Origin of the sequence: Corynebacterium sp. USCH3, assembly GCF_037619475.1 — a bacterium.
Taxonomy (GTDB): Bacteria; Actinomycetota; Actinomycetes; order Mycobacteriales; family Mycobacteriaceae; genus Corynebacterium.
Map to the genome: position 1 here is coordinate 537,543 of NZ_JAQPZT010000003.1, position 24,746 is coordinate 562,288.

Annotated in this window: 25 protein-coding genes; 11 read left to right on the top strand and 14 right to left on the bottom strand. The window is 66.5% G+C overall.

Going from position 1 to position 24,746, the window contains the following annotated elements:
• Positions 1–29: 29 nt before the first annotated feature.
• A complete protein-coding gene (locus tag PQI66_RS08695) occupies positions 30–659 on the top strand; it encodes a TetR/AcrR family transcriptional regulator C-terminal domain-containing protein (protein ID WP_339997516.1) in 630 nt (209 codons plus the stop codon).
• A gap of 27 nt (positions 660–686) precedes the next feature.
• Here PQI66_RS08695 and PQI66_RS08700 read toward each other — a convergent pair whose 3' ends face one another.
• Both PQI66_RS08700 and PQI66_RS08705 read right to left on the bottom strand, forming a co-directional pair.
• On the bottom strand, positions 687–1,871 hold the full coding sequence (locus tag PQI66_RS08700) for a calcium:proton antiporter (RefSeq protein WP_339997517.1): 1,185 nt from the start codon (positions 1,869–1,871) through the stop codon (positions 687–689).
• 108 nt (positions 1,872–1,979) lie between these two features.
• Positions 1,980–3,287, bottom strand: coding sequence for an SLC13 family permease (locus tag PQI66_RS08705; RefSeq protein ID WP_339997518.1), 1,308 nt, complete (start codon positions 3,285–3,287; stop codon positions 1,980–1,982).
• A 257-nt stretch (positions 3,288–3,544) separates the two neighbouring features.
• Between PQI66_RS08705 and PQI66_RS08710 the strand changes: the two genes are divergently transcribed.
• The gene (locus tag PQI66_RS08710; protein WP_339997520.1) at positions 3,545–4,618 is read left to right on the top strand and encodes an alpha/beta hydrolase; all 1,074 of its coding nucleotides are present in this window, start codon (positions 3,545–3,547) and stop codon (positions 4,616–4,618) included.
• Between the two features lie 3 nt (positions 4,619–4,621).
• On the opposite strand, the gene PQI66_RS08715 is transcribed toward PQI66_RS08710, so the two are convergent.
• On the bottom strand, positions 4,622–5,266 hold the full coding sequence (locus PQI66_RS08715) for a TetR/AcrR family transcriptional regulator (protein WP_339997522.1): 645 nt from the start codon (positions 5,264–5,266) through the stop codon (positions 4,622–4,624).
• Between the two features lie 66 nt (positions 5,267–5,332).
• Here PQI66_RS08715 and PQI66_RS08720 point away from each other — a divergent pair, with 66 nt between their 5' ends.
• Entirely contained in the window at positions 5,333–6,754 is a 1,422-nt protein-coding gene (locus PQI66_RS08720) for a DHA2 family efflux MFS transporter permease subunit (RefSeq protein WP_339997523.1), read from the top strand.
• Between the two features lie 105 nt (positions 6,755–6,859).
• Here PQI66_RS08720 and PQI66_RS08725 read toward each other — a convergent pair whose 3' ends face one another.
• Together PQI66_RS08725 and PQI66_RS08730 are read right to left on the bottom strand one after the other, a co-directional pair.
• On the bottom strand, positions 6,860–7,417 hold the full coding sequence (locus PQI66_RS08725) for a GNAT family N-acetyltransferase (RefSeq protein WP_339997524.1): 558 nt from the start codon (positions 7,415–7,417) through the stop codon (positions 6,860–6,862).
• 47 nt (positions 7,418–7,464) lie between these two features.
• On the bottom strand, positions 7,465–8,076 hold the full coding sequence (locus PQI66_RS08730; RefSeq protein WP_339997525.1) for a TetR/AcrR family transcriptional regulator: 612 nt from the start codon (positions 8,074–8,076) through the stop codon (positions 7,465–7,467).
• A 61-nt stretch (positions 8,077–8,137) separates the two neighbouring features.
• Between PQI66_RS08730 and PQI66_RS08735 the strand changes: the two genes are divergently transcribed.
• Positions 8,138–8,710, top strand: coding sequence for a GNAT family N-acetyltransferase (locus PQI66_RS08735; protein ID WP_339997527.1), 573 nt, complete (start codon positions 8,138–8,140; stop codon positions 8,708–8,710).
• On the opposite strand, the gene PQI66_RS08740 is transcribed toward PQI66_RS08735, so the two are convergent.
• Positions 8,658–9,878, bottom strand: coding sequence for an MFS transporter (locus tag PQI66_RS08740; protein ID WP_339997528.1), 1,221 nt, complete (start codon positions 9,876–9,878; stop codon positions 8,658–8,660). The two genes, PQI66_RS08735 and PQI66_RS08740, sit on opposite strands and share 53 nt — an antisense overlap.
• Before the next feature lie 16 nt (positions 9,879–9,894).
• The gene (locus PQI66_RS08745) at positions 9,895–10,521 is read right to left on the bottom strand and encodes a TetR/AcrR family transcriptional regulator (protein WP_339997530.1); all 627 of its coding nucleotides are present in this window, start codon (positions 10,519–10,521) and stop codon (positions 9,895–9,897) included.
• Between the two features lie 162 nt (positions 10,522–10,683).
• Between PQI66_RS08745 and PQI66_RS08750 the strand changes: the two genes are divergently transcribed.
• Both PQI66_RS08750 and PQI66_RS08755 read left to right on the top strand, forming a co-directional pair.
• Positions 10,684–13,158 (top strand): prolyl oligopeptidase family serine peptidase, encoded by a 2,475-nt coding sequence (locus tag PQI66_RS08750; RefSeq protein ID WP_339997532.1) that lies wholly within the window; start codon positions 10,684–10,686, stop codon positions 13,156–13,158.
• Positions 13,155–13,757, top strand: a complete 603-nt coding sequence (locus tag PQI66_RS08755) for a hypothetical protein (RefSeq protein ID WP_339997534.1) — start codon at positions 13,155–13,157, stop codon at positions 13,755–13,757. The genes PQI66_RS08750 and PQI66_RS08755 overlap by 4 nt, the downstream gene beginning before the upstream one ends.
• A 24-nt stretch (positions 13,758–13,781) precedes the next feature.
• Here PQI66_RS08755 and PQI66_RS08760 read toward each other — a convergent pair whose 3' ends face one another.
• From PQI66_RS08760 to PQI66_RS08770, 3 genes are all read right to left on the bottom strand, one after another.
• Complete coding sequence (locus tag PQI66_RS08760; RefSeq protein ID WP_339997535.1) at positions 13,782–14,411, bottom strand: class I SAM-dependent methyltransferase; 630 nt, start codon at positions 14,409–14,411, stop codon at positions 13,782–13,784.
• 9 nt (positions 14,412–14,420) lie between these two features.
• Positions 14,421–14,702 carry a PLDc N-terminal domain-containing protein gene (locus tag PQI66_RS08765; RefSeq protein WP_339997536.1) on the bottom strand — a complete coding sequence of 94 codons (282 nt, stop codon included), beginning with the start codon at positions 14,700–14,702 and terminating at the stop codon, positions 14,421–14,423.
• An 80-nt stretch (positions 14,703–14,782) separates the two neighbouring features.
• Entirely contained in the window at positions 14,783–15,595 is an 813-nt protein-coding gene (locus PQI66_RS08770) for a methyltransferase domain-containing protein (protein WP_339997539.1), read from the bottom strand.
• Between the two features lie 103 nt (positions 15,596–15,698).
• On the opposite strand from PQI66_RS08770, the gene PQI66_RS08775 reads away from it, so the two are divergent.
• Together PQI66_RS08775 and PQI66_RS08780 are read left to right on the top strand one after the other, a co-directional pair.
• Complete coding sequence (locus tag PQI66_RS08775; RefSeq protein ID WP_339997540.1) at positions 15,699–16,022, top strand: ArsR/SmtB family transcription factor; 324 nt, start codon at positions 15,699–15,701, stop codon at positions 16,020–16,022.
• Positions 16,019–17,191, top strand: coding sequence for an MFS transporter (locus PQI66_RS08780; protein WP_339997541.1), 1,173 nt, complete (start codon positions 16,019–16,021; stop codon positions 17,189–17,191). The genes PQI66_RS08775 and PQI66_RS08780 overlap by 4 nt, the downstream gene beginning before the upstream one ends.
• On the opposite strand, the gene PQI66_RS08785 is transcribed toward PQI66_RS08780, so the two are convergent.
• Positions 17,163–18,224, bottom strand: a complete 1,062-nt coding sequence (locus PQI66_RS08785) for a glucose 1-dehydrogenase (protein ID WP_339997543.1) — start codon at positions 18,222–18,224, stop codon at positions 17,163–17,165. The genes PQI66_RS08780 and PQI66_RS08785 overlap by 29 nt on opposite strands.
• Positions 18,225–18,245: 21 nt before the next feature.
• Entirely contained in the window at positions 18,246–19,124 is an 879-nt protein-coding gene (locus PQI66_RS08790) for an SMP-30/gluconolactonase/LRE family protein (RefSeq protein WP_339997545.1), read from the bottom strand.
• Positions 19,125–19,226: 102 nt separating this feature from the next.
• On the opposite strand from PQI66_RS08790, the gene PQI66_RS08795 reads away from it, so the two are divergent.
• The 3 genes from PQI66_RS08795 to PQI66_RS08805 are packed head-to-tail and all read left to right on the top strand — an operon-like array spanning position 19,227 to position 23,314.
• On the top strand, positions 19,227–19,865 hold the full coding sequence (locus tag PQI66_RS08795; RefSeq protein WP_339997546.1) for a YczE/YyaS/YitT family protein: 639 nt from the start codon (positions 19,227–19,229) through the stop codon (positions 19,863–19,865).
• 31 nt (positions 19,866–19,896) lie between these two features.
• Positions 19,897–21,330, top strand: a complete 1,434-nt coding sequence (locus PQI66_RS08800; protein WP_339997547.1) for a magnesium chelatase — start codon at positions 19,897–19,899, stop codon at positions 21,328–21,330.
• On the top strand, positions 21,323–23,314 hold the full coding sequence (locus PQI66_RS08805) for a VWA domain-containing protein (protein WP_339997549.1): 1,992 nt from the start codon (positions 21,323–21,325) through the stop codon (positions 23,312–23,314). The genes PQI66_RS08800 and PQI66_RS08805 overlap by 8 nt, the downstream gene beginning before the upstream one ends.
• A gap of 5 nt (positions 23,315–23,319) precedes the next feature.
• Here the strand turns inward: PQI66_RS08805 and PQI66_RS08810 are convergent, their stop codons facing one another.
• Together PQI66_RS08810 and PQI66_RS08815 are read right to left on the bottom strand one after the other, a co-directional pair.
• The gene (locus tag PQI66_RS08810; RefSeq protein WP_339997551.1) at positions 23,320–24,102 is read right to left on the bottom strand and encodes an SCO1664 family protein; all 783 of its coding nucleotides are present in this window, start codon (positions 24,100–24,102) and stop codon (positions 23,320–23,322) included.
• Positions 24,099–24,674 (bottom strand): DUF3090 domain-containing protein, encoded by a 576-nt coding sequence (locus PQI66_RS08815; RefSeq protein ID WP_339997552.1) that lies wholly within the window; start codon positions 24,672–24,674, stop codon positions 24,099–24,101. Before PQI66_RS08815 ends, PQI66_RS08810 begins: the two co-directional genes overlap by 4 nt.
• Positions 24,675–24,746 lie beyond the last annotated feature (72 nt).

The window sequence follows — 24,746 nt, forward strand, 5'->3', positions numbered from 1 at the left end:
GTTGCGGAGCCCATGCTACCCTCGCTTCCATGCCTTACCCGTCCCGTACCGATAAACGGTCGATCGTCGAGGCGGCGATCGATGTGTTGAATGACCAGGGGCTGGACAGGTTGTCACTTCGCGCCATTGCGGGGCATCTGGGGGTCCGCCAACCTGCGCTCTACCATCACGTACCGAACAAGGCGGCCCTGTTGGATGACGTGGCCGCCGCGGTGCTGGGCCGGTGGCACACGCAACGGTCGCCGAGACACGGTGAGAACTGGGAGGATTTCCTCGCACGCTACGCACGGAGCTTCCGGCGGGCGATGCTCACGGTCCGTGACGGGGCACGTCTGGTCGCCTCCACGGGGTCGAGGAGCCCGGCCCCGGAACGTGCGATGCGGCAGCTGTCGGTGCTCGAGGATGCCGGCTTCAGCACCACCGACGCGATTCTGGCGTTGATTGCGGTGACACGCTACACCATCGGGTCAACACTGGAGCAGCAGACGGCGCGGGATGACGGTGACATCGTGCTGGAGGTCGGGGACGCCGCGGAGACGGACCACCCGACGGCGTCGTTTTTCGCGGCTACCAGGGAGGTCGTCGCTCTCGGGCAGGACCACGAGTTCGACTTCGGGCTCACTGCGGTGATCAGGGGGCTGCGTCCGCCGTCGACGTGAGCCGAGTGCGACGTGGCCTGCCGACGGTCAGGCGAAGATGGACAGACAGAACACGAAGAACACCATGAGGTGCGCCGCGCCGTGCAGCGCGGTGACCCGACGTCCGGTGAACGTCGCCACCGACAGCAGCAGAGTGACCGCCAGGAGCGCCAGGTTGGTCGGCGACTCGAAGAGCTCGACCCGCTGGCCGGTCAGCATGCCGATGGTCAGCACGGCGGGGATCGTCAGCCCCACCGTCGAGACCAGCGCCCCGTGGCAGAGGTTGCTGACCCGCTGGATTTCGCCCTGATAGGCCGCCCGGATGGTGGTGATCGTCTCCGGCAGGAAGACGACCATCGCGATGAGCACACCGGAGAGCGCGACCGGCGCACCGGCGCGGGCCAGCCCGTCGTCCAGCAGGGTGGCCATGTCGTGGGACAGTAGGACGATGGGGAGGACGGTCAGGAGCAGGATCAGCGAGCGCGCCATGACCTCCCGACGGTGTTCGGCGAGAATCTCACGGACGCTGGTCCGCGGTGTCGTCTTGGCGTTCTCGGCATTCTCGTCGGCGGGGTGAGTGGGCTCTTGGCTGACCTCCTGGAAATCGCCGCGCTGCGCCCCCATCTGTCGGTAGAGGAAGAAGACGTAGAGCGCCACCGTGAAGACGATGATCGGGATCTCCTGGCCCCCGGTGTAGGTGCCGTCTGTTCCGATCAGGCCGGGCATGACGAAGGCCATCGTCGCCAGGACCACCAGCACGGAGAGATAGGCCGACGTTCCCGTGCGGTTGGGGAGCATGCCCCCGTGTCGGTGACCGCCGACGATCAGCGCCACTCCGATGACCAGGGTGAGGATGATCATGGACACGGCCATGACGGAGTCCCGGGCGATGGTGGTGTGGTCACCCGGACCGAGCATCACCGCAGAGATCAGGATGACCTCGATGACCACGATCGAGAGGGTGAGTATCAGGGTGCCGTAGGGGTCGCCGAGTCGGTGAGCCAACTGCTCTGCCTGGGCGACGACGCCGAAGGCACAGAGGACGATGGCGGCGATGATCCCCACGAGAACGGTGGCCAGCGCCGGTGTCGAGAGAGTGCTCTGCAGCCACGGACGGGCGATCAGGGTGGCGACGAACGCGCCCCAGCCGAGGGCGAGGCGGACGAAGACGGCGGGGGAGAAAGCGTCGCGCAGGGAACTACGGTGCCCTGCGCGATCGGATGCACTGGTCATGGCTGTGTACCCGGGGTTTCTGCGGGGTCGTCCCTGCTCAGTGTGTAACCGGACGGGCCGTCCCGCCGGTGTCGTGACGTGGCCATGGTAACACCGGGTGTCGGAGACTCAGAACGGCAGGAACACCAGCAGCCACGCCAGCAACGGGCCGATGACCACGACGACCCCGGAGTAGATGAGCATCTGGCGGAAGAACCGGTCCCGGTGCGCGGCGTCGACGTTGGCCAGGACCATTGCGCCGTTGGTGGAGAACGGTGAGACGTCCACGACCGTGGCCGCGATGGCGATCGCCGCGGCTGTCCCTGCGATAGGTAGGTCGCCGCTGACCAGGAACGGTGCGGCCATCGTGATGGCGATACCGATTGTCGCGATGGACGACGCGAGCGCTGAGACGATTCCCGACAGGTAACACAGCAGGAGCAGACCGATCAGCGGAGCTCCGAGGGAGGAGACCGCGTCGGAGATCACGTCGACCGTGCCTGCGGCCTCCAGCACCTCGATGTAGGTGATCATGCCGCCGACCAGCACGATCGTTGACCACGAGACAGTGGACAGTGCGGTGTGGGAGGCGGTCGGTTTCAGGATGGCCAGGCAGCCGCCGATGATCAGTGAGACGACACCGATGTTCAGGCCGAAGATGCCGGCACCGATCACGAGTGCGGCGAGTCCGACCATCGTGGCGACCTGGTATGAGCTGATCCGGGTGCGCGTGGTGGTTCCCGCTTCCGTAGGGAGTCCGTCCGATTCCTCGGCGTCGATGAGAGCCTGGTCGGCCCGTGCGCGGGCGCCGAAGAGGTGGCGTCCACCGAGGAAGGCGTAGACGATGATTCCCATCAGCACGTTGAAACCCAGTGCCATGAGGAACAGTGTCCACTGGTGGTTGCCGAGGTCGTTGGTGCGGAGAAAATCGTTGACGTAGATGCCGTACACACTCAGCGGGGAGAGTAGTCCCGCCATGCCTCCGTGGACGACCATCATCCCCATCATGAGCTGGTTGATGCGGTATCGGCGGGCGAAGGGAATGGCCAGAGGAGAGATGACGCCGATGGCGAAGATCGCACCGATGGACATGAACGCCCCGGTCAGGGCGAAGAAGATCCAGGGCATCACCGCACGGTTTCCGCGTACCGCCTTCATCGCCCAGCCGAGGATGATGTCGATGGTGCCGTTCTGCTGGGCGAAGCCGAACAGGTAGGTCAGACCCATGAGGGCGATCATCAGGTCGACGGGGAACCCCGCGAAGACCTGGTCGAAGACGCCGTCGGCACCACCACCGGCGTCGTCGCCGAAGCCGGGGACCGCCAGACCGACGATGAATGCCCCGATAAGCCCCAGAATGCCGAGGTTGACATTACGTAATGTACCGATGAGGAAGATCAACACCAGGACGGTGATCGTCAGGACGTGCGGGCTCACAGGTGTTCCTTGGGAGGGGAGAAGTTCGCTGCCGGTGCCGGGGCGGGGACGGGCACCGCAAGGGGTGGGCGGTGACCTGTCACCACGCCTGGCAGCGGCGGGGACTCGACGCGACATGCCGTGGTGGGGCGTGCGACCGGAGTGATGGTACTCCGGTGGGCAAAACATCCCCGTCGGTGGGGTCCGGAGACCTGTGTGAGCGGACTTTTCCCCTGTTCGGGCTCTGATTCAACGCTGGCGCTGTACGCTGCTGTTTCATGATCAAACTGAATACGGGTCGTACCGTACACCCCTCACCGTTGTTCTTCGGCGTCTCCGCCGCCATCGTCACCGCACTTGCCCTCACGGGTCTCGCGGTCCCCGCGGCGGAGGCGTCCCCGTCCGCCCCGGCCGGGTGTGAAACCTATGTCCCGCGGGCGGTGGAGGAGGATGGTGCGGCAGCGTCCGGCTCGGCTGGTGGGGCGGCCACGGTGCGGGTGGAGACCGCGCCCGGCGCTCTGGAATGCCAGGTGCCTTCGCCGTCGATGGGTCGGGACTTCTCGGTGGTCGTCCGACCGTCGCTGACGACCGACAACAGCAAGGTGGCACTGTTCCTCGACGGTGGCGACTCCGGTGAGGTCAACGGGTGGGTCGAGAAAGCCGGTGCGGTCAACAAGCTCACCGACGTCGACATGACGCTGGTCTTTCCGGTCACCGACCCGTGGACATGGTCGCAGAACTGGGACGGTGGCGACGAGTCGGCTGACGCGCAGTTCGAGACCTTCCTGGCCCACGAGCTGCCGGCCTACCTCGAGTCGGCCTTCAGTGTCCCCGACGGCGGCCGTGGGACGACCGGTGTGGTCGGCCTGAGTGCCGGTGCCTACGGCACGTTGAATCTGGCCACGAAATACCCGGAGCAGTATAACTCGGTGTACGCGCTCAGCGGGATCTACGATCCGCAGTCTGCGGGAGGTCGCTTCGCCATCGACGCGACGTCGCGGTATCTCAGTGGCAGGGACCGGACACCGTGGACGTCCGAGGCGAGCCGGGCTGCGAACAACCCGATGCGCAACCTGGACAAACTCACCATGCCGACGATCGTCAATGTCTCCACCGGCATCGTTCACCCCGAAGAACTGGCGGGCAAGGACCCGGTCGCCGCATTCTTCGTCGGTGGTCCGGTCGAGACCGGGACGTTCGTGATGACCGCACAGCTGCAGGCCGAGGCCATCCGCCAGGGCAAGGACAACATCGACTTCCGCTACGACATCCTCGGCGGGCACACCTGGCCCACCTGGCGACGGGCTGCCTTCGACAACGGGACGATCTGGACGTTCCTGGAACGGATCTGAAGTCTAAGACTGGCCCCGACGGGCGTCGCGGCGGATGGAGGCCAGGGGTCCCTGGTCGGCGGTCAGTGAGAGGACCTCGCGGGTGTCATCCTCGAAGATGCAGGTCATCAGGTTCCTGGCATCGGGTTCGTCGTCGACGATTCCGGGCAGTCCGAGTCCGAGGACGGTATTGATCAACATCCCCTTGGCGAGGAATGCCTCGCACTGTGCGTCCGTGAGTCCGACGTCGTCACGCAGGCCCCGGTAGATTCCCAGCATCCCTTCCCTGGCCAACGGCCCGAAACGGGGATGGTGGCCCAGGGTGAAGAGATGCATCGTCGTCAGCAGAATGCCGCGGTCGGCGACGAGCTCGACGTATGCGCGTCCGAGGACCGACTGCATGTCCTCACCGGGGGAGGGGGCGCGGGTGCCTGCCTCGCGGAAGACCGCGGCGATGCGGTCGATCGCCCGGGACGCGGCCTCGGCGAAGAGATTCTCCTTCGAGCCGAAGGTGCGCACGACGTACGCCTGGCTCACCCCGGCGGCGTCGGCGATGGCGTCGGTGGTCGCGCCGGCATAGCCCCGTTCGCCGAAGACGACGCTGGCCGCGTCGAGCATCAGTTCGCGACGTTCGGTCGCGGGGATCCGTCGGGATGCGGGTTTGTTCACGTTGACAGGGTATCAGTCGATTACTTAGATTAGTTGTAATCAACTGATTACAACTAAGGGCACGTGATGGCTGACAGATCCCTGCACGGACAGGACCGGGCGCGACGGCCGGTCTGGCTGGTGATGCTCTCCGTGTCGCTGCCGATGTTCATGGCGGCACTCGACAACCTCGTGGTGACCAACGCACTACCTGTGATCCGCGAAGACCTCGGCGCCTCACTGGAGGCCCTGACGTGGACCGTCAACGCCTACACCCTCAGTTTCGCCTCCCTGATCCTGATGGCGTCAGCCCTGGCGGACAGGTTCGGACGCCGGCGGATGTTCATGGGTGGGCTCCTGGTGTTCACACTTGCCTCGCTCTGGTGCGGGTTCAGCGACGATGTCGGAACGCTCATCGCCGCCCGCGCGCTGCAGGGGGCTGGGGGAGCGGCAGTCATGCCGTTGTCACTGACCCTGCTGAGCACGTCCGTTCCTCGGCACATACGGCCGGCGGCGATCGGTATCTGGGGCGGGGTGTCCGGTCTCGGTGTCGCGCTGGGGCCGATCATCGGGGGAGCGGTCGTAGAAGGCCTGAGTTGGCAGGCGATCTTCTGGCTCAACGTGCCGGTGGGGCTGGTCTGCCTGCCACTGATCCGCTACGCGTTGCCGGAGTCGCACGGTCGTCCCGAAAGGCTCGACGTCCTCGGCGTCGTCCTGGCGGCCGGCGGAATCTTCGCGCTCACCTTCGGTATCGTTCGTGGTAATGATGCCGGCTGGACCAGCGGTGAGATCGTAGCCCCGCTGGTGGGTGGTGCGGTGCTTCTCCTCGCATTCATCGCCGGGGAGACCCGGACGCCCGCGCCGCTGCTGCCGCTGCGGCTCTTCCGGAACAGGAGCTTCGCCGCGGCGAATGTCATCGGCGTGATCTTCTCCTTCGGGATCTTCGGTGCCGTGTTCCTCCTGATCCAGTTCCTGCAGCTCGTGCAGGGGGCCAGCCCTCTCCGTGCGGGAGTCATGACCATGCCCTGGACACTCGCGCCGCTGGTGGTGGCGCCGCTGACCGGCTTCATCACACCGCGCACCGGGACGCGACCGGTGCTGATCGCCGGGCTGTTGCTGATGGCGACCGGGCTGTTCTGGATTGCTGCTCTTCTCGACCCCGCAGTGGAGTACCACGTCCTCGTCCCGGCGTTTGTCGCCGCCGGTGTGGGAATGGGCCTGGTGTTTGCACCGTTGGCGACGGCGACGCTGCACGGGGTGGCGGCCGAGGACCAGGCGACGGCATCGGGAACCAACTCGACGGCCCGCGAACTCGGCATTGCCGTGGGAATTGCGGTCCTCACGGCCGTCTTCACTGGGGCGGGAGGCGAACTCACCCCCACCGGGTTCACCGGGCCAGCTGTCCCGGCAGTCCTCGTCGGTGCGGTGGCGCTCGTAGCTGCGGCTGCGACGGCCATGATGGTTCCCGGGGATTCCGGTAGGGCGACATCTGAGATGGTCACCGCCTGACTGCCTGTGTGCGGAGCATCGCGCTGCGAGGACGGTTCTCCCGGACTCCGCGGACTCGGCCGTCGGAGGCGTGGTGTTCGTGCCGACCTGGCCGTCGTATCGCTGTCAGGTGGGCCGTGGGGCGTCGGTCCGGGTGAGGTCGTGGACGTAGTGCAGCAGCGTGGTGCTGTGGCCGGACGGGGCGCGGTCTGCCGTTCGTCCGACGTGTGTGAAGCCTGCGCGGGTCAGGACGTGCTGGGAGGCGGTGTTCTCCGGCACGGTTCGCGCTGTCAGCTGTGACAGTCCGCTATGCCGGGCGAAAGTCGCTGCCAGGTCGAGTGCCTCGGCCGTTCGACCTGTTCCGCGGTGTGACGGGTGGAGCCAGAAGCCAACCTCGGCGAGGCGATCAGTGACGTCGAAGAGCACCAGGCTGCCGCAGAAGTCGTCGGTGGAGGCGTCGGCGATGGCCAGGACGGCCAGATCGCCGCGGGCGAGGCCGGGGGTAGCCCCGTCGCGGACCATGGCCCGGACGGAATCCGGAGTGTAGGTGGGTTCCGGCAGGTGGCCGTACTGGCGGACGGCGACGTCCCGGCTGCCCTCGGCGAATGCCTGAGCATCTGTGTCGGCGAGCGGTCGGAGGCGGGTGCAGGTGCCGTCGAGAGGAAGAACTGAGCTGTCGAGCATGCCGACAAAACTAACATAGATAGTTTAGTGGTGCACGCGGGGCTGGTTCAGGGTTCTGCTGCCTGCGCTGAGAGTGCTGCGAGCCCGGCAACGACAATCGCCTCAGCATTGACGGAATGTTCGGAATGGAGCCGCGAGTAGGCCGGCGCGATCCCGGAATCAACGGTGGCCGTGCGTTCGTTGTCCACCATGGGGGAGGCGTTGGCGCTACCGATGACGAAGTTCGACAGCGCGTACGCTGAGCCCAAAGGGTCGGCCACGCCGGCGTCGTCGAGAAGGACACACATTCGTTCCGACAGTCGGAGATAGTTCGGCCCACGGGGCGCACGCATGCCGATGACCTGGCAGGCCCACCGGTGCCGTGCCAGGTGGTGGTAGTAGGCGAGCATCAGTGCCTGTATGGAAGTGTCCTCTAGTGCTGCGGTTACCCCGGGGTCGGTTCCGAGTGACTCGTCCAGGGCGAGGTCGAAAAGATCGTCCACTGATTCAATGCGTGAATAGAGACTCGGCGCGGCGACGCCGAGTTCTTTCGCGACCGCCCGAACCGTCAGGGCACGCAGTCCTCCGGCATCGAGGAGTGTGGCGGCGGCGCGGGCGATGTCCTGCTCGGTGATGGTTCGCGTGCGTTGGGCGGGCTTGCGGTGTTCCCAGTAATTCACGTCCACCAGCCTATCGGGTGGAACTCACCGCACTAAGCAACCTATGTTAGTTTTGGTGGTCATGTCCCCGGATACTCGTCCCCTGACCGTCCTGACCACGGACCGCCTCCACCTCCGACTGCACACGCGTGCCGATGTCGGCGCCTTGCACGGGATCTACTCGCAGGAGGATGTCGCCAGATACCTGCTGAACGATCCCTGGACCGCGGAGGACGCTGCCCGTCATGTCGCGGACCGGTGCGTGAAGACCGGTGTGGACGGCGGCAGCGGAGCTCTGGCCGTGGTCATCGAACGGGACGGGCGGGTGGTGGGAGACGTCCTGCTCTGGTGGACGGATCGGGAACGCCGTATCGCGGAGATCGGGTGGGTCCTGGATCCTGCCTACGGCGGGCAGGGGCTCGCCCGTGAAGCGGTCAGTGCTGTTCTGGATCTGGCGTTCCGACGCTACCGGGCGCACCGCGTCGCGGCACAAATGGACGCACGCAATGCGGCGTCGTCCAGACTTGCAGCTGCGGTGGGGATGACGCGCGAAGCCCATCTGCGTCAGGACTGGTGGAACAAGGGGGAGTGGACCGACACGGTCATCTACGGTGTCCTCGCCGAGGATCGTGCCCATTGCCCTGAACTGTCGTAGGCACGGGTAACCGCCGCAGCGACACAGCTCCGAGCGCCGCGAGAATTACGGCGGCGATCACCATGGCGGTGGTGAAGCCTGCGTGTTCGACGGCGAAGCCGGTCACCAGCGGACCACCGGCGAGTCCCACGGCGTACGCCAGGGTGTAGAGGGAGAAGGAGCCGCCCAGTGTCGGTGGCTGTGCCTGGAACCCCTGGTCACCGATCAGGGTGGCTGCCGGAGCGTGGAGCAACGCGGCGGACACGCCGAGCAGGCCCATACCGATCGCCGTCTGCCACAGTTCCGTTGATATGCCGACCGTCAGGAGCGAAGCGACGACGGCCACGATCCCGAGTCCGATGAGGATGCGGGACGAGACCGAGGCCACGAGGCCACCGACGATCGGATTGGCGATGACCCCTGTCAGGGCGGCGAGCCCGAACAGCAGGCCGATGGTCAGTGCGCTGGCATTCAGGTGGACGGGCAGGACAGGTTCGACGCCTGCCATCACGGCCGCACCGATCACGATGGCCACGACGATGGACACTGAACCGGGAACCCTGAGTACCGCAAACGGGCCGGAGGTGTCGTCGGCGACGCGGGGTGAGTCCTTGATCAGGATGATCCGGAGGACGCCGTCGATCAGTGCGACGCCTGCCGCGAACAGGAATGGTGAGGCCGTGCCGAAGTGCTCGACCATGACACCGGCGAGGGGTGGGCCGACGAGCACTCCGAGGGTGATCATGGAGATCGCGATCCCCATCTGCTGGCCGCGTTTATCGAAGGTGGTCGTTGCCGCGATCAGCGATAGCGCGGCGACCCAGGACATCCCGCCGGACATCCCCTGGGCAGTGCGCGCGAGGAGCAGCAACCAGTAGGGGCCACCGGTGGCGAACAACAAGGTGGCGGCCGCCAGACCCACCATGCCGATCAGCAAGGGGGTCTTCGGCCCGTAGCGGTCGACGAAGCGCCCGGCGACGAGGGCGGAGGCCACGACGGCCACCGCGTAGGACGCGAACAGAACACCGGTCCACGTGGGACCTGCATCGACCACGCTGGGCAGAAGGGGGAGGACGGGCACCGCGAGTCCGACGACGAGATTGTCGGTGAACAGTGCGATGGATGCGACGATGAGCGCACGGGTCGAAGAGGTGCCCCGCGGGGACGGGGAGGGATCATGAACGGTCATGATGAATCGGTTTTCCTTAGGTGTCGAGCAACCCCCTCACCAGTGCTGACATTGCAGCGTCCAGGTCATCGGGTTGCGGTAGATCGTGAGGGCGGGTCACCGCGGTGACGGTGAGTCCCTGGAGAAGGGTGAGAACCATTCCTGCGATCGTCTTCGTGGACGAGGCACGGGGCGGTCGAGGTGCCTGAGGCGCCCGGGGTGCCCGTTGGACGACGGCGTCAGCGATGCGGTCTTTCCAGGCGTCCAGTGCCTGGGTCTTGGCGTCGCCGGGACCTGTCGCCTGCGGAGCAACAAGAACGGTGGTTGATGCCAGCGCCCTGAACTGGTCGTCTGTCTGTAGCCGCGTGACATAGCCGCTGAGAAGCGCGGTGAGCCACTGGGCGGAGTCCCGGGGCGTCGGGTTCTCGGGGAGGTCGTCAGTGAAGAGCCGGTCCCCGTAGGTCGCCCACCCCCACTCCAGCGCGGCCGAGAGGAGTTCCGTCTTGGACTGGAAGTGGTGGTTGAGTGCCCCACGGGTAACACCGGCACGTTCGGCGATGTGCTCGAACGTTGCCCCCCTCCACCCCTTCGATTCGAAGGACATCAACGCCGCCTGTAGCAGCGCCAGACGCGTCTTTGCCGCGTCCTCGGCTGTTCGTCTCATACAAACAAACTAGCATGTATGTAAGCGAGGTCAAGTAGTCCGCCGGCGTACCACCTGCACTGGGTGCGCATGGAGATTTCGATAGCGACGTTGGCGGTGACGTTAAACCTTGAGTAACTCCCGTACTAGCACGCGTGCTAGTCGGTCGGGTAGTATCCGATTATGGCTGAAAGTAGTGATGGTCTCAGTACGCGTGAGCGGATTTTGGAAGCAGCTCGCCACATCTCATCGGAACGGGGGATGCGTGCTGTGACCGTGCGAGCTGTCAGTGATGAGGCAGGTGTGGGGATGGGGACGCTACGGCACTACTTCAAGTCTCAGCGCGAGCTGTTCGCGACGCTCGTGGGCGAGTTCGTCGACGATCGTGTTGATGACTCGGTGATGGACGACACGTCCCTATCTGGGCCGGATCGCTTGTCTCAAGCAGTCGGACAGTTCCTCCCCGCTGACTACGCGGACAAGTCATTGCTCTCAGCGTGGTTCGATGTGTATGCGACGGCTTTCGCTCAGCCTCCGTCTGAGCACAGTCGGCAGTTACTCGAAGCTGCTGCGCGGCGTTCCCATGCGCATGCCAGGGCTTGGCTGACACGGCTAGCGTCCGAAGGTTGGCTTGACGCGACCCGCATTGACGACGCAGCGAACATGTTGCTCGCGCTGTCCTCAGGGCTGCTTCTGGAGACTCTGACGCCGGGGTCACCAATCACGTTCGAGAATGCGAAGAACACGCTGTCGCTCGCAGTAAAATCTGTCCTACGTTCCAACCCGGCACCGCTCGGACAGCTCAACGACGAAGCTCGGAGTAGGTTTCTTTCACCCACGCGAACATTGCCAGTGTCGTCACGACAGCATCCTGAACGCGCGATCTTCGTCTCCAATGAGTCAGGTACCTTTCAGGTCTACGCATGGAACCGCGAAGACGACACTCGCTGGCAGATTACCGATACCCCTACCGGCACTTACCTGTGCGCGATAAGCCCTGACGGAAACACGGTGTGGTCATTCCAGGACGGCAACGGAAGTGAGAAGGGGTACTGGCACCTCACGCCGTTTCCTAAGAGCCCCGGCAAAGTGCTTCCTGCTCGCTCCATCCTGAACAGCGAACCTGGAATGCCAGTCGGTCACGCCATCGGTAACTCTCGCACGGTTCTGAGCATCGCCACTGCAGATGGCTCCGCGATCTGGGTCGTGGACGACCCAACCGGTGACGCCCGAGAAAGACACCTGCGCTCCGAAACCGGGGTGACGACCGTATATGCGATGGACGCCGGCGAAGAACTGGTTGTCATCGGGAGTCCAGAAGGGACGAACGCGCTTCGCCCACAGATCATCGTGCTCCGAATCTCTGACGGCAGTGAGGTCTCCCGCATCTGGGACGGCGTGGAAGGCGGCCTCGAAGTGAGCGGATTCGCTCCGGCCGAAGGTGACAACAGGCTGCTAATGACCCACGAGCGCGGAGGTATCCGGAGGCCGTTCATCTGGAACATCGCAGATGGTGAGCGCATCGAGCTGAATGTCGACTTACCTGGAGAGGTCTGGGCGCGTTGGTATCCGGACGGCACCGCGCTGCTGCTCGCACATACCGAAAAAGGCCGGATGAGACTGTATCGCTATGTGCTTGATAGCGCTGACCTCGAATCGCTCAACACTCGACCGGGATGGGTCGGCACCGGGGCAGTTCGGAGCGATGGAAAGGTCGACTATCTGTGGTGCGACGCAGTCCACCCGCCTGAGCATCGCGTGCTCTATCCCGATGGAACCGAACACAGCGCCGCGCAAGAGCACCGGCAGGGAGCCCGATCGCGACCGGTCAAGGATGCGTTCATCGCACTCGATGATGAACCGGGCGAGAGCCTTCACATTCTCTTCGCCACCCCTGACGATGAGCCTCGCCCATACCCGACCGTGTTCATGATCCATGGCGGCCCTTACGCTGCAGACGAAGACTTCTACTCGCCCACGCGGGCCGCATGGCTAGACGCCGGATTCGCCGTCGTGCACGTCAACTATCGCGGCTCTACTGGTTACGGCCGGCGATGGCGAGACGCGATCATCGGTGATCCAGGACGACGCGCGGTCTCCGACATCGCCCGCGCTCGAGCCTGGGCGATCGAGAACGGGCTCGCCCGTCACTCACAGTGCTTCATCGAGGGATGGTCATGGGGCGGGTACCTCGCTCTGCTCTCTGCTGGTCTCTTCCCGCGCTCATGGGCGGCTTGTATCGCCGGAGCGCCCATCGCGGACTACCGGCACGCTTACGAGGAACAGCCCGAGGCTCTGCGAGCATTCGATCAGGCGCTCTTCGAAGGGTCGCCGGAAGAAAAGCCCGACCTATACGCCGTGTCCTCTCCGGTAACGTACGCATCTAATTTCGATTGCCCGATTCTGATTCTGCATGGACGTAACGACCCACGCGCCCCGGCCGGGCAGATCGAGTCCTTTACCAGTCGTCTCCGGGAACAGGGCAAACCCTACGAGATATACGAGTTCGACGCTGGACACGGCTCTCTTGACACCGCCGAATTCATCCGACAGACAGAGACCGAGATCGCATTTGCCCTCGGCCACCTTTTACTATCCCCGTCCGCCAGCGCATCTGAATCGGCGGGCGATCCCCAAAGGAAGCGACAGCATACATGACCGATCGAAGCACGGAGCCTCGCAACATCTACCATCTCGCACAACCCGGCGGAGTGGACTCTGGAGGGTTCACGATCGAGGCGTCAGAGACATCTGCCTGGTCTCGCATAATAGTGGAGAAGACTAAGGCGGACGGAACAAGCCTGAGGCTATATTCCGATTCATCACCTGCGCCAGTCGCTATAGCACGAGAACGGAAGCTCTCCGACAGGCCTGGAGTGGCCGAGTCAACGCGGGCGATCGCGGGTGTCTTTGAGGTCGTCGACGAACAGGGGGTGGCCCTGGCCACGCTTCACAAGAACGCACTTCACAGCGTGCTGCGGACGACGTGGGAAATCGAGTTCACCGACCGCTCGCAAGCCACGGGCCGCGAGACCAACCCGTTGAAGGTCGCCGTTCGGCGGCTTCTCATGCTGGCCGAGCTGCTCATTGACATTCCGATCCGTTTGAGCAGCGGGTTCGTGTTCCATCGCGATGGGGAAGTGCTGTTCACCGTCGAAACGGCTTCGGAGACAAGCGGTGCGCAGACAGTGTCCGTGTTTTCGCCCTTGGACGAGCGGATCGTTCTCCTGCAAGCCGCGCTAACACGCACACGATGAATAGGTCTACAATGCCCCGACGACTCAGTGGGGTTTCTGCCAGGTGAGTAGGTAGCGCCAGAACAGCAGTCGTCGCACCCGGACGTCGGGAAGTAGGGGAGCGGCAGTTACAGCGACATCATGAGTGGTGAGTGCTGGCGACAGGTCCATCGGCATGGAAGTATCAGCCGGGCCGGTCGGATACGGATTCTGAAGTCCCAGTAGTCGCCGGGCGTGGAAGAATCCGCCCAGAGCATGGTGAGTGACCGTTGCCGCGAGCTCGACCGGCCACTCCCGCCGGAGGTCGGTCTTCGGCAGCGCGATAGCGGCGAGTATGCCTCCGGGGCGCAGCGCGTCGGCAAGTACCGGCAGCACCTCCGTCAGCTCCATGTGGTGCAGCGTGCTGATCGAGAAGATCGCGTCGTACGTGTCCCGTGGGGGCGGCGACTCCAGTACATCGCCGAGAATGCACGTCACATTGTCGGGGACCCGTCGCTGTGCGCGGTCGATCATTGCCGGTGACCGGTCGAGTGCGTCGACGTGGTAGGCACGTTCGGCCAGCTGCGCAGCCAATGCCCCGGAACCACAGCCGACATCAAGCACCTGTCCGCAGCCTGTCGGCAGCTGCTCCGTCAGGAGCCGGTGGTAGAAGGCGTTGTGGTCCCAGGGCGTCATGACCGCATGCTACCTGGGCTGCAGTGCAGCGTCGTTCTTCGTGAACTGTCCGGTCCGCCCCCAGAGGAACCAGAGGGCCGCACCGAGGATCGGGAAGGCCAGGATCAGGAGGATCCACACGGCCTTTCCGCCTCCGGCGAGAACGTCACTGGTGACGACGCTGACCACCGCGGCGATGACGAAGGCCAGGATGGCGAGGGCGATGACGGCGAGGACGACGAGCAGGGCGATGGCCCAGCCGCTGGACAGGCTGCCGTCGGAGTTGGTGACGGCGGCGAGTGTGTACGGCATGATTCCTCCATGGATGGTGGGGATTGAACTCCGCTATTATCTGGCGTCGCGTCCAGTGCCCGCATCATCCCACGGTCTGATTATTCGCTGTCGTCGCTTCGTGGTCTCCGCGCCTCGACGAGGTGCCGCGTGGAGTGGGCGACGAACGGACGTCCGGCTCGCATCCGCGCGTCCAGCTCGCGCAACTCGTCGGTGTAACGGTCCACGGAGAAATCCGGGACCCACCAGACGCATTTGCGCAGGATCCACACCACGGCCCCGACATCGAAGAACTCCATCCGGCAGCGTGCCGTCTCAAGTCGCTCGACGGTCAGCCCGGCGGCTTCGGCGGCGGCGACCTCACCATCCGGCCCGTGCGGGTCACGGGCTTTCCGTTCCACGGGCCGGGGGCCGAGGAAGAACTCGATGAGTTCGAACCCGGAGGCGGGCCCGACGTGTTGTGCGAGGTAGTGGCCCCCGGGTGCCAGGACACGGTAGATCTCCGCCCAGTTCGGTGTCACCGGGTGCCGGGCACTGACCAGGTTGAAAGAGTGCTCAGGGAAGGGGAGAGGGGCGTCGCCGGACCCCGCGGTCTCGACGACGTCGACGCCCCGCGGTCCCAGGAGTTCACGTGCTCGCTCCGCGTTCGGCGCCCAGCTCTCTGTCACGGTCATCCGGTGAGGCAGTGTCGGTGCCTCATTCACCACTTCGCCACCACCGGTGTCGATGTCCAGGGCTGCAGCGTCGGAGGCATCAGGCTCCGACGCGGCCAGGGAGCCGAGACGGTCAGCGAGGAGGCGCGCATACCCCCACGGGGACCGTTCCTCGGTGGCTCGGCCATCCAGCCAGTCGAACCCCCATCCGTCCACGTCGGCGCTCTCGGCCTCGGCGATCAGGTCCTCGAAAGATCTCATGGGCCCACTGTAACGAACCGTGGACGTCCGACCCCACCTTGACCGTGCGGGAATTGTCGCACTATCATCGTGCGGAAATAGTCGAACGAATAAGGAGAAGGACATGTCCCCGTCCCGGACCTACGAACACCCCGACACCGACGACATCACCATTCACCGGGTTCTCTTCGCACTCAGTGAACCCCTGCGGCTGAACATGGTGCGGATCCTTGCTGACCGTGGCGAGGTCGACAGCATCGACCTCGGGCCCGACCTCCCCCGGTCCACACTGACCCACCACACCAGCCTGCTGCGCGAATCGGGCGTGGTCTTCGTCCGCGCAGAAGGCCGGAAGTGCATGATCGAGTTGCGCACCGATGACCTCGACTCCCGGTTCCCCGGGCTGATCGACACCGTGCTCGGCGGATACGCGGAGGTGGACCCGTGATCCGGAGGGTCTGGCCGCTCACTGCCGCCGCGGTTGCCCTGGGTATCGACGCCTACGTCCTCGCCGGTGTTCTGCCGCAGATCGCCGGTTCCCTGTCCACCACGGCAGCGATGATCGGGCTCGGTGTCACCGCGTTCACCGCCGCGTACGCGGTGGCCGGCCCCCTGTTGTCAGGACGGCTGACCCGCGGAAGCACCGCCCGTGCGTTGTTGATCGCCCTCGGGGTGTTCAACCTCGGCAACCTCATCACCACGCTGGCACCCGGCGTGGAGATCTTCCTCCTGTCACGGGTCATCGCCGGGGCGGGCGCCGGTATCCTCACCGCTGTCGCCACGGCGACGGCCGCAGCAATGGTGGAGGACGCCGAACGGGGCCGCGCGATGTCGATGGTGACCTTCGGGCTGTCCGCCGGGACCGTCGCCGGCGTCCCCCTCGGCATGCTGATCGGCGACACCGCCGGCTGGCGGTGGACCATGGCCCTGGTCGTCGCTTTCGGAGTGTGCAGCATGGCGGCGCTCGCTGTGCGTGCCAGCAACCTCCCGGTACTGGACAGTGGTGGTGGGCCGGTCTTCAGCGTGCTGCGCTCGGCGAAGACCAGCCTCGGCGTCGTGGCCGCGTTCCTCCTCGGTGTCGCGAGCCTGGGGCTGTACACCTATCTCCTGCCGATGGCGGAATCCCGCGGCCTGGACGACTGGGGGTTCGCACTGGTGTGGGCCTGGGGTATCGGTGGGGTCGGGGCAACGGCCCTGATCGGAAAACCGCTCGACCGTTTCGGTCCGCGACCGTTCCTGATCGCCCTGCCGGTGGTCCTCGCGCTCGGTTTCGCCCTGGCCTGGCTCAGCAGCAGTCCCGTCGCGTGGATCGTCGCCGCGGTGCTCTGGGGAGCGGCAGGGTGGGCGACGGTCCCCACACTGCAGCAGGCCTTGACCGCCGATCGACCCGCCCAGGCCATGCCGGTCATCGCCTTCCAGATGGCGGCGATGTACCTCGGTTCTGCCGTCGGGGCTGCGGCCGGGAGCAGTCTGCTCAGTGGCGGGACCGTCGCAGCGGACCTCGCCGGATGGGCGCTCATCCCGGCCCTGGCAGCACTGCTGTCGGCGGGGACGATCAGCCTGCGTTATCTGCAGGCGACACCGTCCGTCACGACTGCAGGTCGATCAGCACCTTGATGTCGTCGTCCTGGTGCTCGAAGGCCTCGGCGAACCGCGAGAGCGGCACGGTCCGGGTAATCAGCGACGACAACCAGTCACGGTCGGCCTTGCCCAGCACCTCTGCCGCGGTACGCCAGTGGTCGACGTTGGCGTTGACCGAGCCGACCACGGCGGTGTTGTTGAGCACCATGCGCTTGCCGGCGGCGGCGATGTCGACCTCCATCTCATCGCCCTCCCGAATCCCCAGCAGGCAGATCACCGGATAGGGGTGCTCGTGGGTGAGGGCGGCGCCGACGAGGGGACCGGCACCGGTGGTCTCGATGACGATGTCCGGGTCCACCGAGTCCAGGATGTCCCGGAACTCGCCGGTGTGGTACTCGGCACCCAGCTCAGCGACGAGTGCCGGTTTCACCCCCTCGGTCACCCGGTCGACGACATGGACGTCCAGACCCCGCTGCTTCCCGATCAGCGCAGCCAGGAGACCCACGGGGCCGGCACCTGTCACGACCACGGAGGACGGCTCGAACCAGGCGCGGTTGCCGAGGCGGTCGACCTGGTCCCACGCCTTGGCGACCACGGAGGTCGGCTCCAACAGTGTCCCGGCGACGCCGAGAGCGTCGTCGACCTTGACCACGAAGTCCTTGTGGACGACCCACTGTTCGGCGCCGAAGCCGTCGATCTCCTTGATGCCGCGTTCGCGGTACTTCCCGTTACGGCACATGTCGAACTCGCCCCGTGCGCACGCGCCGCAGGGCTCCGGGTCAGGGCGACGCACCACACCGACCACATGGTCGCCCTTCTCGAAACCGGACCCCTCCGGTGCGGACAACACCTCGCCCAGGGACTCATGCCCGATGATCAGGCGCTTGTGCCCGTCCGGCGCCCACCCGTAGCCACCGGAGTTGAGGTCGTGGTCGGTACCGCACACCCCCAGGGCGAGTCCACGGACGAGCAGTTCGTCATCGCCGGGGACGGGGGCGGTGAACTCCTCGACGGTCAGGGAGTCGGGCCGGCCGGGTTCGACGGTGATGGCCTTGACGGTGGTGCTCATTGTTCCTCCTGGGTAGGTGTGTCAGCCGGCGAAGGGCCGGACAGGTTGGCCGTGGACGCCGGGGTCGGCGACGTAGACCGATCCGGCGGTCGGTTGTGTCCTCTCCGGGACATTCTCGCGGGTCGTGGTGATGAACAACCGGCCCAGGTCGGGGCCACCGAACGTGCAGGCGGTCACGTTGGTGACCGGCAGGTCGATCTGCCCGATGAGGTGGCCCGACGGATCCCGGCACTCCACCCGTGAGCCACCGTAGATCGCGGTCCAGACGTTGCCTTCGGCATCGACGCACAGTCCGTCCGGGCCACCGGCCGGATCATCGGCGTCGAGCGTGAACAGCGTCCGACCGTCGTGCAGGCCGAGCTCGGTGTCCCACGCATAGACCGTCGTCGACCGGGTCGGGGTGTCGTTGTAGTAGGCGAGGGAACCGTCCGGGCTCCAGTCGATGCCGTTGGAGACGGTCACCGCGTCCCGCACCGTCGTCACGGAGCCGGCACCGGCCACCGCCACCAGGCTTCCGCCACCGGGTGCCTGGTCGTAGCGCATCGTCCCGCCGTAGAGGGTGCCGTCCGGTGCGCAACCGCCGTCATTGAAGCGGACGTCGGGAGAGGCCACGACGGTGACCAGCGTGTGCAGGTCCGGGAGCGAGGCATCGTCCGTCAGACAGACCGCCCGCTCGGTCGCGAGCACGGCACCACCTTCCGCCCGCGGTCGGAGGAACGCCGCAACCGGGCTCCCGACGTCCACCGACGTCACCGAGCCGTCGTCGGCAGCGGTGAGCACCCGGCCCGCGGTCATGTCGACGTAGCGCAACGTACCGGCGACCGACGAGCCGTCCTGCGGCCACCACACGGGGCCTTCGGCGTGGTAGGCGACCGGGTCGGTGAACTGCTCTGCCTTCATCAGCCCGAGTGTAGGCACCCGCCGGACAGGGTGCACCGGCGGCACCCCCGCCCCAACCGTGGCGTACCGTGGCAGCGACACGACGGACACAAGGAGAATGACGTGGCGAAACTTGGCAGCCGAGAAACCTGGTTGCGCAGCGGCTATGCGCTGTTCGGCGTGGCGGTCATCGGCCTGGGGGCGGCGATCCTGCAGACCGGCGGAGTCGGTGTGGACCCCTACACCGCCCTGAACACCGGTGTCAGCGCCACGGTCGGCTGGTCGCTGGGCACCTACCAGCTGGTCAGCAACCTCGTGCTGTTCATCCCCGTGCTGATCTGGGGACGGAAGTACATCGGGCCGGGCACGGTGATCAACATGGTGCTCACGGGTTTCTTCATCGACCTGTTCTCGTACCTGCTGTCCCCGCTGGTCCCAGACGACCCCTCGCTGTTGACGATGACGGTCTTCTTCCTCGCCGGTATCGGTGTCTTCGCCTTCGGCGCCAGCGCCTACATGAGTGCAGGAGTGGGCACCGCCCCCTACGACGCCATCGCTCCGATGATCGTCGACAAGACCGGATGGAACTACACCGCGGTCCGCGTGCCGCAGGACGTGATCACCGTCATCGGTGCCGTCCTGTTCAAGGGGCAGGTCGGCTTCGGCACGGTGATGACCGCCTTCTTCAACGGCCCGTTGATCCAGTTCTTCACCGAGAAGGTCAACAAGCCGGCCGTCGAACGACTCGTCCAGCGGTACTGAGGGCGGCCGCGATCGGCGTAGCGTTGAGAGGGTGAGCGAACGCACCGATACCACCGCCATCACCACCACCACCGCCATCACCGCCACCGACACCCTCGGGGACCTCCGTGCCGCCGGCCACGTCCAGAAGAGCCTGCGCGCGGAGATCCGGGACAACCTCCTCACCGCCCTCCGCGACGGCCGCGATCCCTGGCCCGGTCTCCACGGGCTGGCAGACACCGTGATACCCCAGGTGGAACGTGCCCTGATCGCCGGGCACGACATCGTCCTGCTCGGCGAACGCGGCCAGGGCAAGACCCGGCTGCTCCGTACCCTGGTCGGGCTCCTCGACGAATGGACACCGGTGATCGCCGGCTCCGAACTGAGGGAGCACCCCTTCGACCCGGTCACCCCCGGGAGCCGGCGCCGGGCAGCCGAACTCGGCGACGACCTGCCGGTCGCCTGGGTCCACCGGGACGAGCGCTACGCCGAGAAACTCGCCACCCCGGACACCAGCGTCGGCGACCTCATCGGTGACGTCGACCCGATGAAGGTCGCCGAGGGCCGGAGCCTCGGCGACCCCGAGACCATCCACTACGGTCTGATCCCGCGTAGCCACCGTGGCATCGTCGCGATCAACGAACTTCCTGATCTGGCGGAACGTATCCAGGTGGCGATGCTCAACGTCATGGAGGAGCGCGACATCCAGATCCGTGGTTACATCCTGCGGCTGCCCCTCGACGTCCTCGTCGTCGCCAGCGCGAACCCGGAGGACTACACCAACCGCGGACGGATCATCACCCCGCTCAAGGACCGGTTCGGCGCCGAGATCCGCACTCACTACCCGGTCGCCCTGGATGACGAGATCGCCGTCATCCGGCAGGAGGCGGACCTGGGCACCGACCCACAGGCGGAGGTGCCCGACTACCTGGTCGAGGTTCTCGCCCGGTTCACCCGTGCACTGCGGGACTCGTCCTCCGTGGACCAACGCAGTGGAGTCAGTGCCCGTTTCGCCATCGCCGGGGCGGAGACGATCGCGGCCGCCGCCGTCCACCGCGCGGCCAGACACGGGGAGGACCGCCCGGTCGCACGACCGGTGGACCTCGAGACAGCGGTCGACGTCCTCGGCGGGAAGGTCGAGTTCGAGTCCGGCGAGGAGGACCGCGCCGACGACATCCTCGACCACCTGCTGCGTACCGCGACGGCGGCGACGGCGCGGTCCCTGTTCCGCGGGATCGACCTGGAACCCCTGGTGGCGGCCCTGGACGGCGGAACCCTGATCAACACCGGCGAGCAGATGACGGCCGCGGACTTCCTCGCCGGGCTCCCCGACAGTCCGGGAGGGCTGTACGGGCGGATCTGGGAGCGCCTCGACGCCGTGGACGACGGACAACGTGCCGCGGCGCTCGAATTCGCCCTGGAGGCGCTGTTCCTCTCGCGCCGGATCGACAAGGAGATCGTCGGAGGCGACACGGTCTATGGCTAACAGGCGCCTCACCAGGCAGGCGAGATTCGGACGCTACACCGGCGGCCCCGACCCGTTGGCGCCGCCGGTCGACCTCAGCGCCGCGCTCGACGCGATCGGTGAGGACGTGATGGCCGGGGACTCCGCCGAGCAGGCCGTCCGGGAGTTTCTCCGACGTGAGGGACTCGACGACCTGGCACGCCGGGTGGCGGAACGACGGCGCGACCTGACGCGTGGCACCGGCCTGGAGGGGACGCTGCGGGAGGTCCGGACGCTGCTCGATGACGCGGTCCTGGCGGAGCGACGCCAACTGGCCCGCGACATCACCCTCGATGACACCGACCGGGCCTTCGCCGAGATGCGGTTGGAGAATCTTCCTCCGTCCGCCGCGGCCGCGGTCAGTGAACTCAACGACTACCGGTGGCAGAGCAGCGAGGCGCAGGAGGCCTTCGACACGATCCGGGACCTGTTGGGCCGGGAGATGCTGGACCAGCGCTTCGCCGGCATGAAGAATGCTCTGGAGAACGCGACCGAGGAGGACCGCGCCGCGACCCAGGAGATGCTCGACGACCTCAACCGCCTCCTGGACGCCCACCAGCGTGGCAGTCTCTCGCCGCGGGAGTTCGACGAGTTCATGGACAAGCACGGTGCGTACTTCCCGGAGAATCCGCGGACGGTCGACGAGTTGCTGGACACCCTGTCCCGTCGGTCGGCCGCGGCCCAACGGATGCGCAACTCGATGTCGCAGGGCCAACGCGAGGAACTCGACGACCTGGCACAACAGGCGTTCGGGTCGCCACGCCTCCTGGACTCCCTGCGCCACCTGGACGGATACCTGCAGGTGCTGCGTCCGGAGGAGGACTGGAGCGGCAGAGAGACGATGGGGGACGGCGAATCCCCGGAACATGCCGGGCTCGGCGACGGGACGGGTGTGTTCCAGGACATCGCCGACCTTGACGGCCTGGTCGACCAGCTGTCGCAGTCCTACGCGGACTCCTCGCTGGGCGACATCGACCTGGACGTCCTCCAGCGACTGCTCGGGGACGAGGCCGCCGCCCAGGTCCGGTCGTTGCGGGACCTGGAGTCGGCGCTGACGACGTCGGGAACCCTGCGACGCGGCCGGGACGGGCGGCTCCGACTGAGCCCGAAGGCGATGCGTGCACTCGGACAGTCCCTGCTCCGGGACGCGGCCGACCGGCTGTCGGCACGTCGCGGACAGCGGGACGCGCAGGTCGGTGGAGCAGGGGGAGAGGTGTCGGGGGCCTCGCGACCGTGGGAGTTCGGCGACACCGCGCGGTGGGACGTCACCAGGACGGTGGGCAACGCCGTGCGACGCACCGTCACCGAGGGCGCCGACGCGACGGCCGGCGTCCGGCTCGATATCGACGACATCGAGGTGCAGGACACCGAGGCACGAACACGTGCCTGCGTCGCCCTGCTGGTCGACACCTCGTTCTCCATGGCGACGGAGGGACGCTGGGTGCCGATGAAGCGCACCGCCCTGGCACTGCACACGCTGGTCACGACGAGGTTCCGGGGCGACGCCCTCGAACTGGTCACCTTCGGGCGGCATGCGCAGGTCACCGACGTCGACCGGCTCACCGGTCTGGAGGCGGAGTGGGAGCAGGGGACCAACCTGCACCACGCGCTGCTCCTGGCGCACCGTCACTTCCGCCGCCACCCGGACGCCCAACCGGTGCTGCTGGTCGTCACTGACGGGGAGCCCACGGCCCACCTGGAATCCGGCGGGCACGCCGTCTTCCACTACCCGCCGCAGCCGCTGACCGTCGCCAACACCGTGCACGAACTCGACGCCGTGGCACGCGCAGGGGCACGGACGACGTTCTTCCGGCTCGGTGACGACCCCGGACTGGCCCGTTTCATCGACACCGTGGCGCGGCGTGTCGGCGGAACCGTCGTCGCGCCCGACCTCGGTGATCTCGGGGCCGCGGTGGTGGAGTCCTACCTGGGGTCGCGGCGTGAGCAGCAGCGGCGGGCACGCTGATCGCGTTAGTACAGTGGCCAGGGAACCGCGGGCATGTCGCTGCCGGGGGCGGGGAAGCGGCCGGTGCTGAGGAGCCGGTCGCACCGGTCGGCGAGTGCGACGACCTCCGCCACGCTGAGCAGCTCGTCGAAGGAGTCGCCCAGCTCCCCGTCGAGTCCGTCGCGCACCTGCCGGACGGCGGCGAGTTCGTCCTCGGAGAGACGCTCGCCGATCCACCCCCACAACACGGTGCGCAGTTTGTTCTCGGTGTGGAAGGTCAGCCCGTGGTCCACCCCGTACCGGTGCCCGTCGGCCATCGGGAGGATGTGGCCGATCTTTCGGTCGGCATTGTTGGCCAGGACGTCGAAGACGGCCATCCTCCGCAGCCCGGGGGAGTCCTCGTGGAAGAGGGAGACCGGTTCATCGTCCTCGTCGACTCCGTCGAGGACGTGGCGCCACCCGTCCTGTTCCATGCGGGGGGCCTCCGGGGTCGACACGAGTTCGACCGGGCCCCGACCGGGGACCGTCTCGCACCACAGCTGGACCATGCCGTCGCCGAACGGCCCGTTCCGCAGCCAGGTGCGGGGGACGACGTCGAACCCCAGCGCGTCCGACAGCGTGTACGCCGCGACCTCGCGCCGTGCGAGGGTGCGGTCGGGGAAGTCCCACAAGGGTTTCTCGCCGATCAGCGGTTTGTAGACCACGGTGGTCTCACCGATCTGGCCGCGGAACGTCGCGTTGGAGGCGGAGACGATCCGGCCCTCCAGCTCAAGGTCGCCCTCGGGCACGCTCCGGGGGAACGGACTCACGGAGCCTCGCAGTCGTGGCCCTCAGGATCCATGGGCTGACCGCACCGCGGGCAGAGCGGGCGCCCGGAGTTCACGATCGCCAGCGTCCGGTCGACGAAGGCCTTCGCCGCGCCGACGGGGATACGCACCGACAACAGTTCCTCGGGTTCGACCTCGAGCTCCACCGGTTCGTCGGCGTCGACGGAGGCCTGGAGCTCCTCCAGCTCGTCGGCGTCGATCTCCGGCGGGGGAGCGGCCTCGATGACGACCTGGGAGGTCTTCGGGTCCCAACCCAGGCTCAACACGCCGACGCGGAACTCCTCGTCGACCGGCATGTCCAGCGGGTCGTCGTCGACGAGGAGTTCATCGGTCTCGTCGGGGACGTTGAACGGGTTGCCGTCCTGGTCACGGAGCTTGCCGAGCAGTTCGGCGACGCCCTCGGCGAGAGCGGCGGACTGCTGCTTCTCAAGGGAGACGCTGACGGTGACGCCCCGGTCACGGGCCTGCAGGTAGAACGTCCGGTCACCGGGCATTCCCACAGTGCCGACGACGAAGCGGTCCGGCCAGTCGAATCCGTATGTGGTGGTGGGCATGGGCCCATTGTAGGAGTCTTGGCGCCTGTGGTGCAGCGAACGGCCGATGCGACCGGTCCGGCCCGTCGGAGA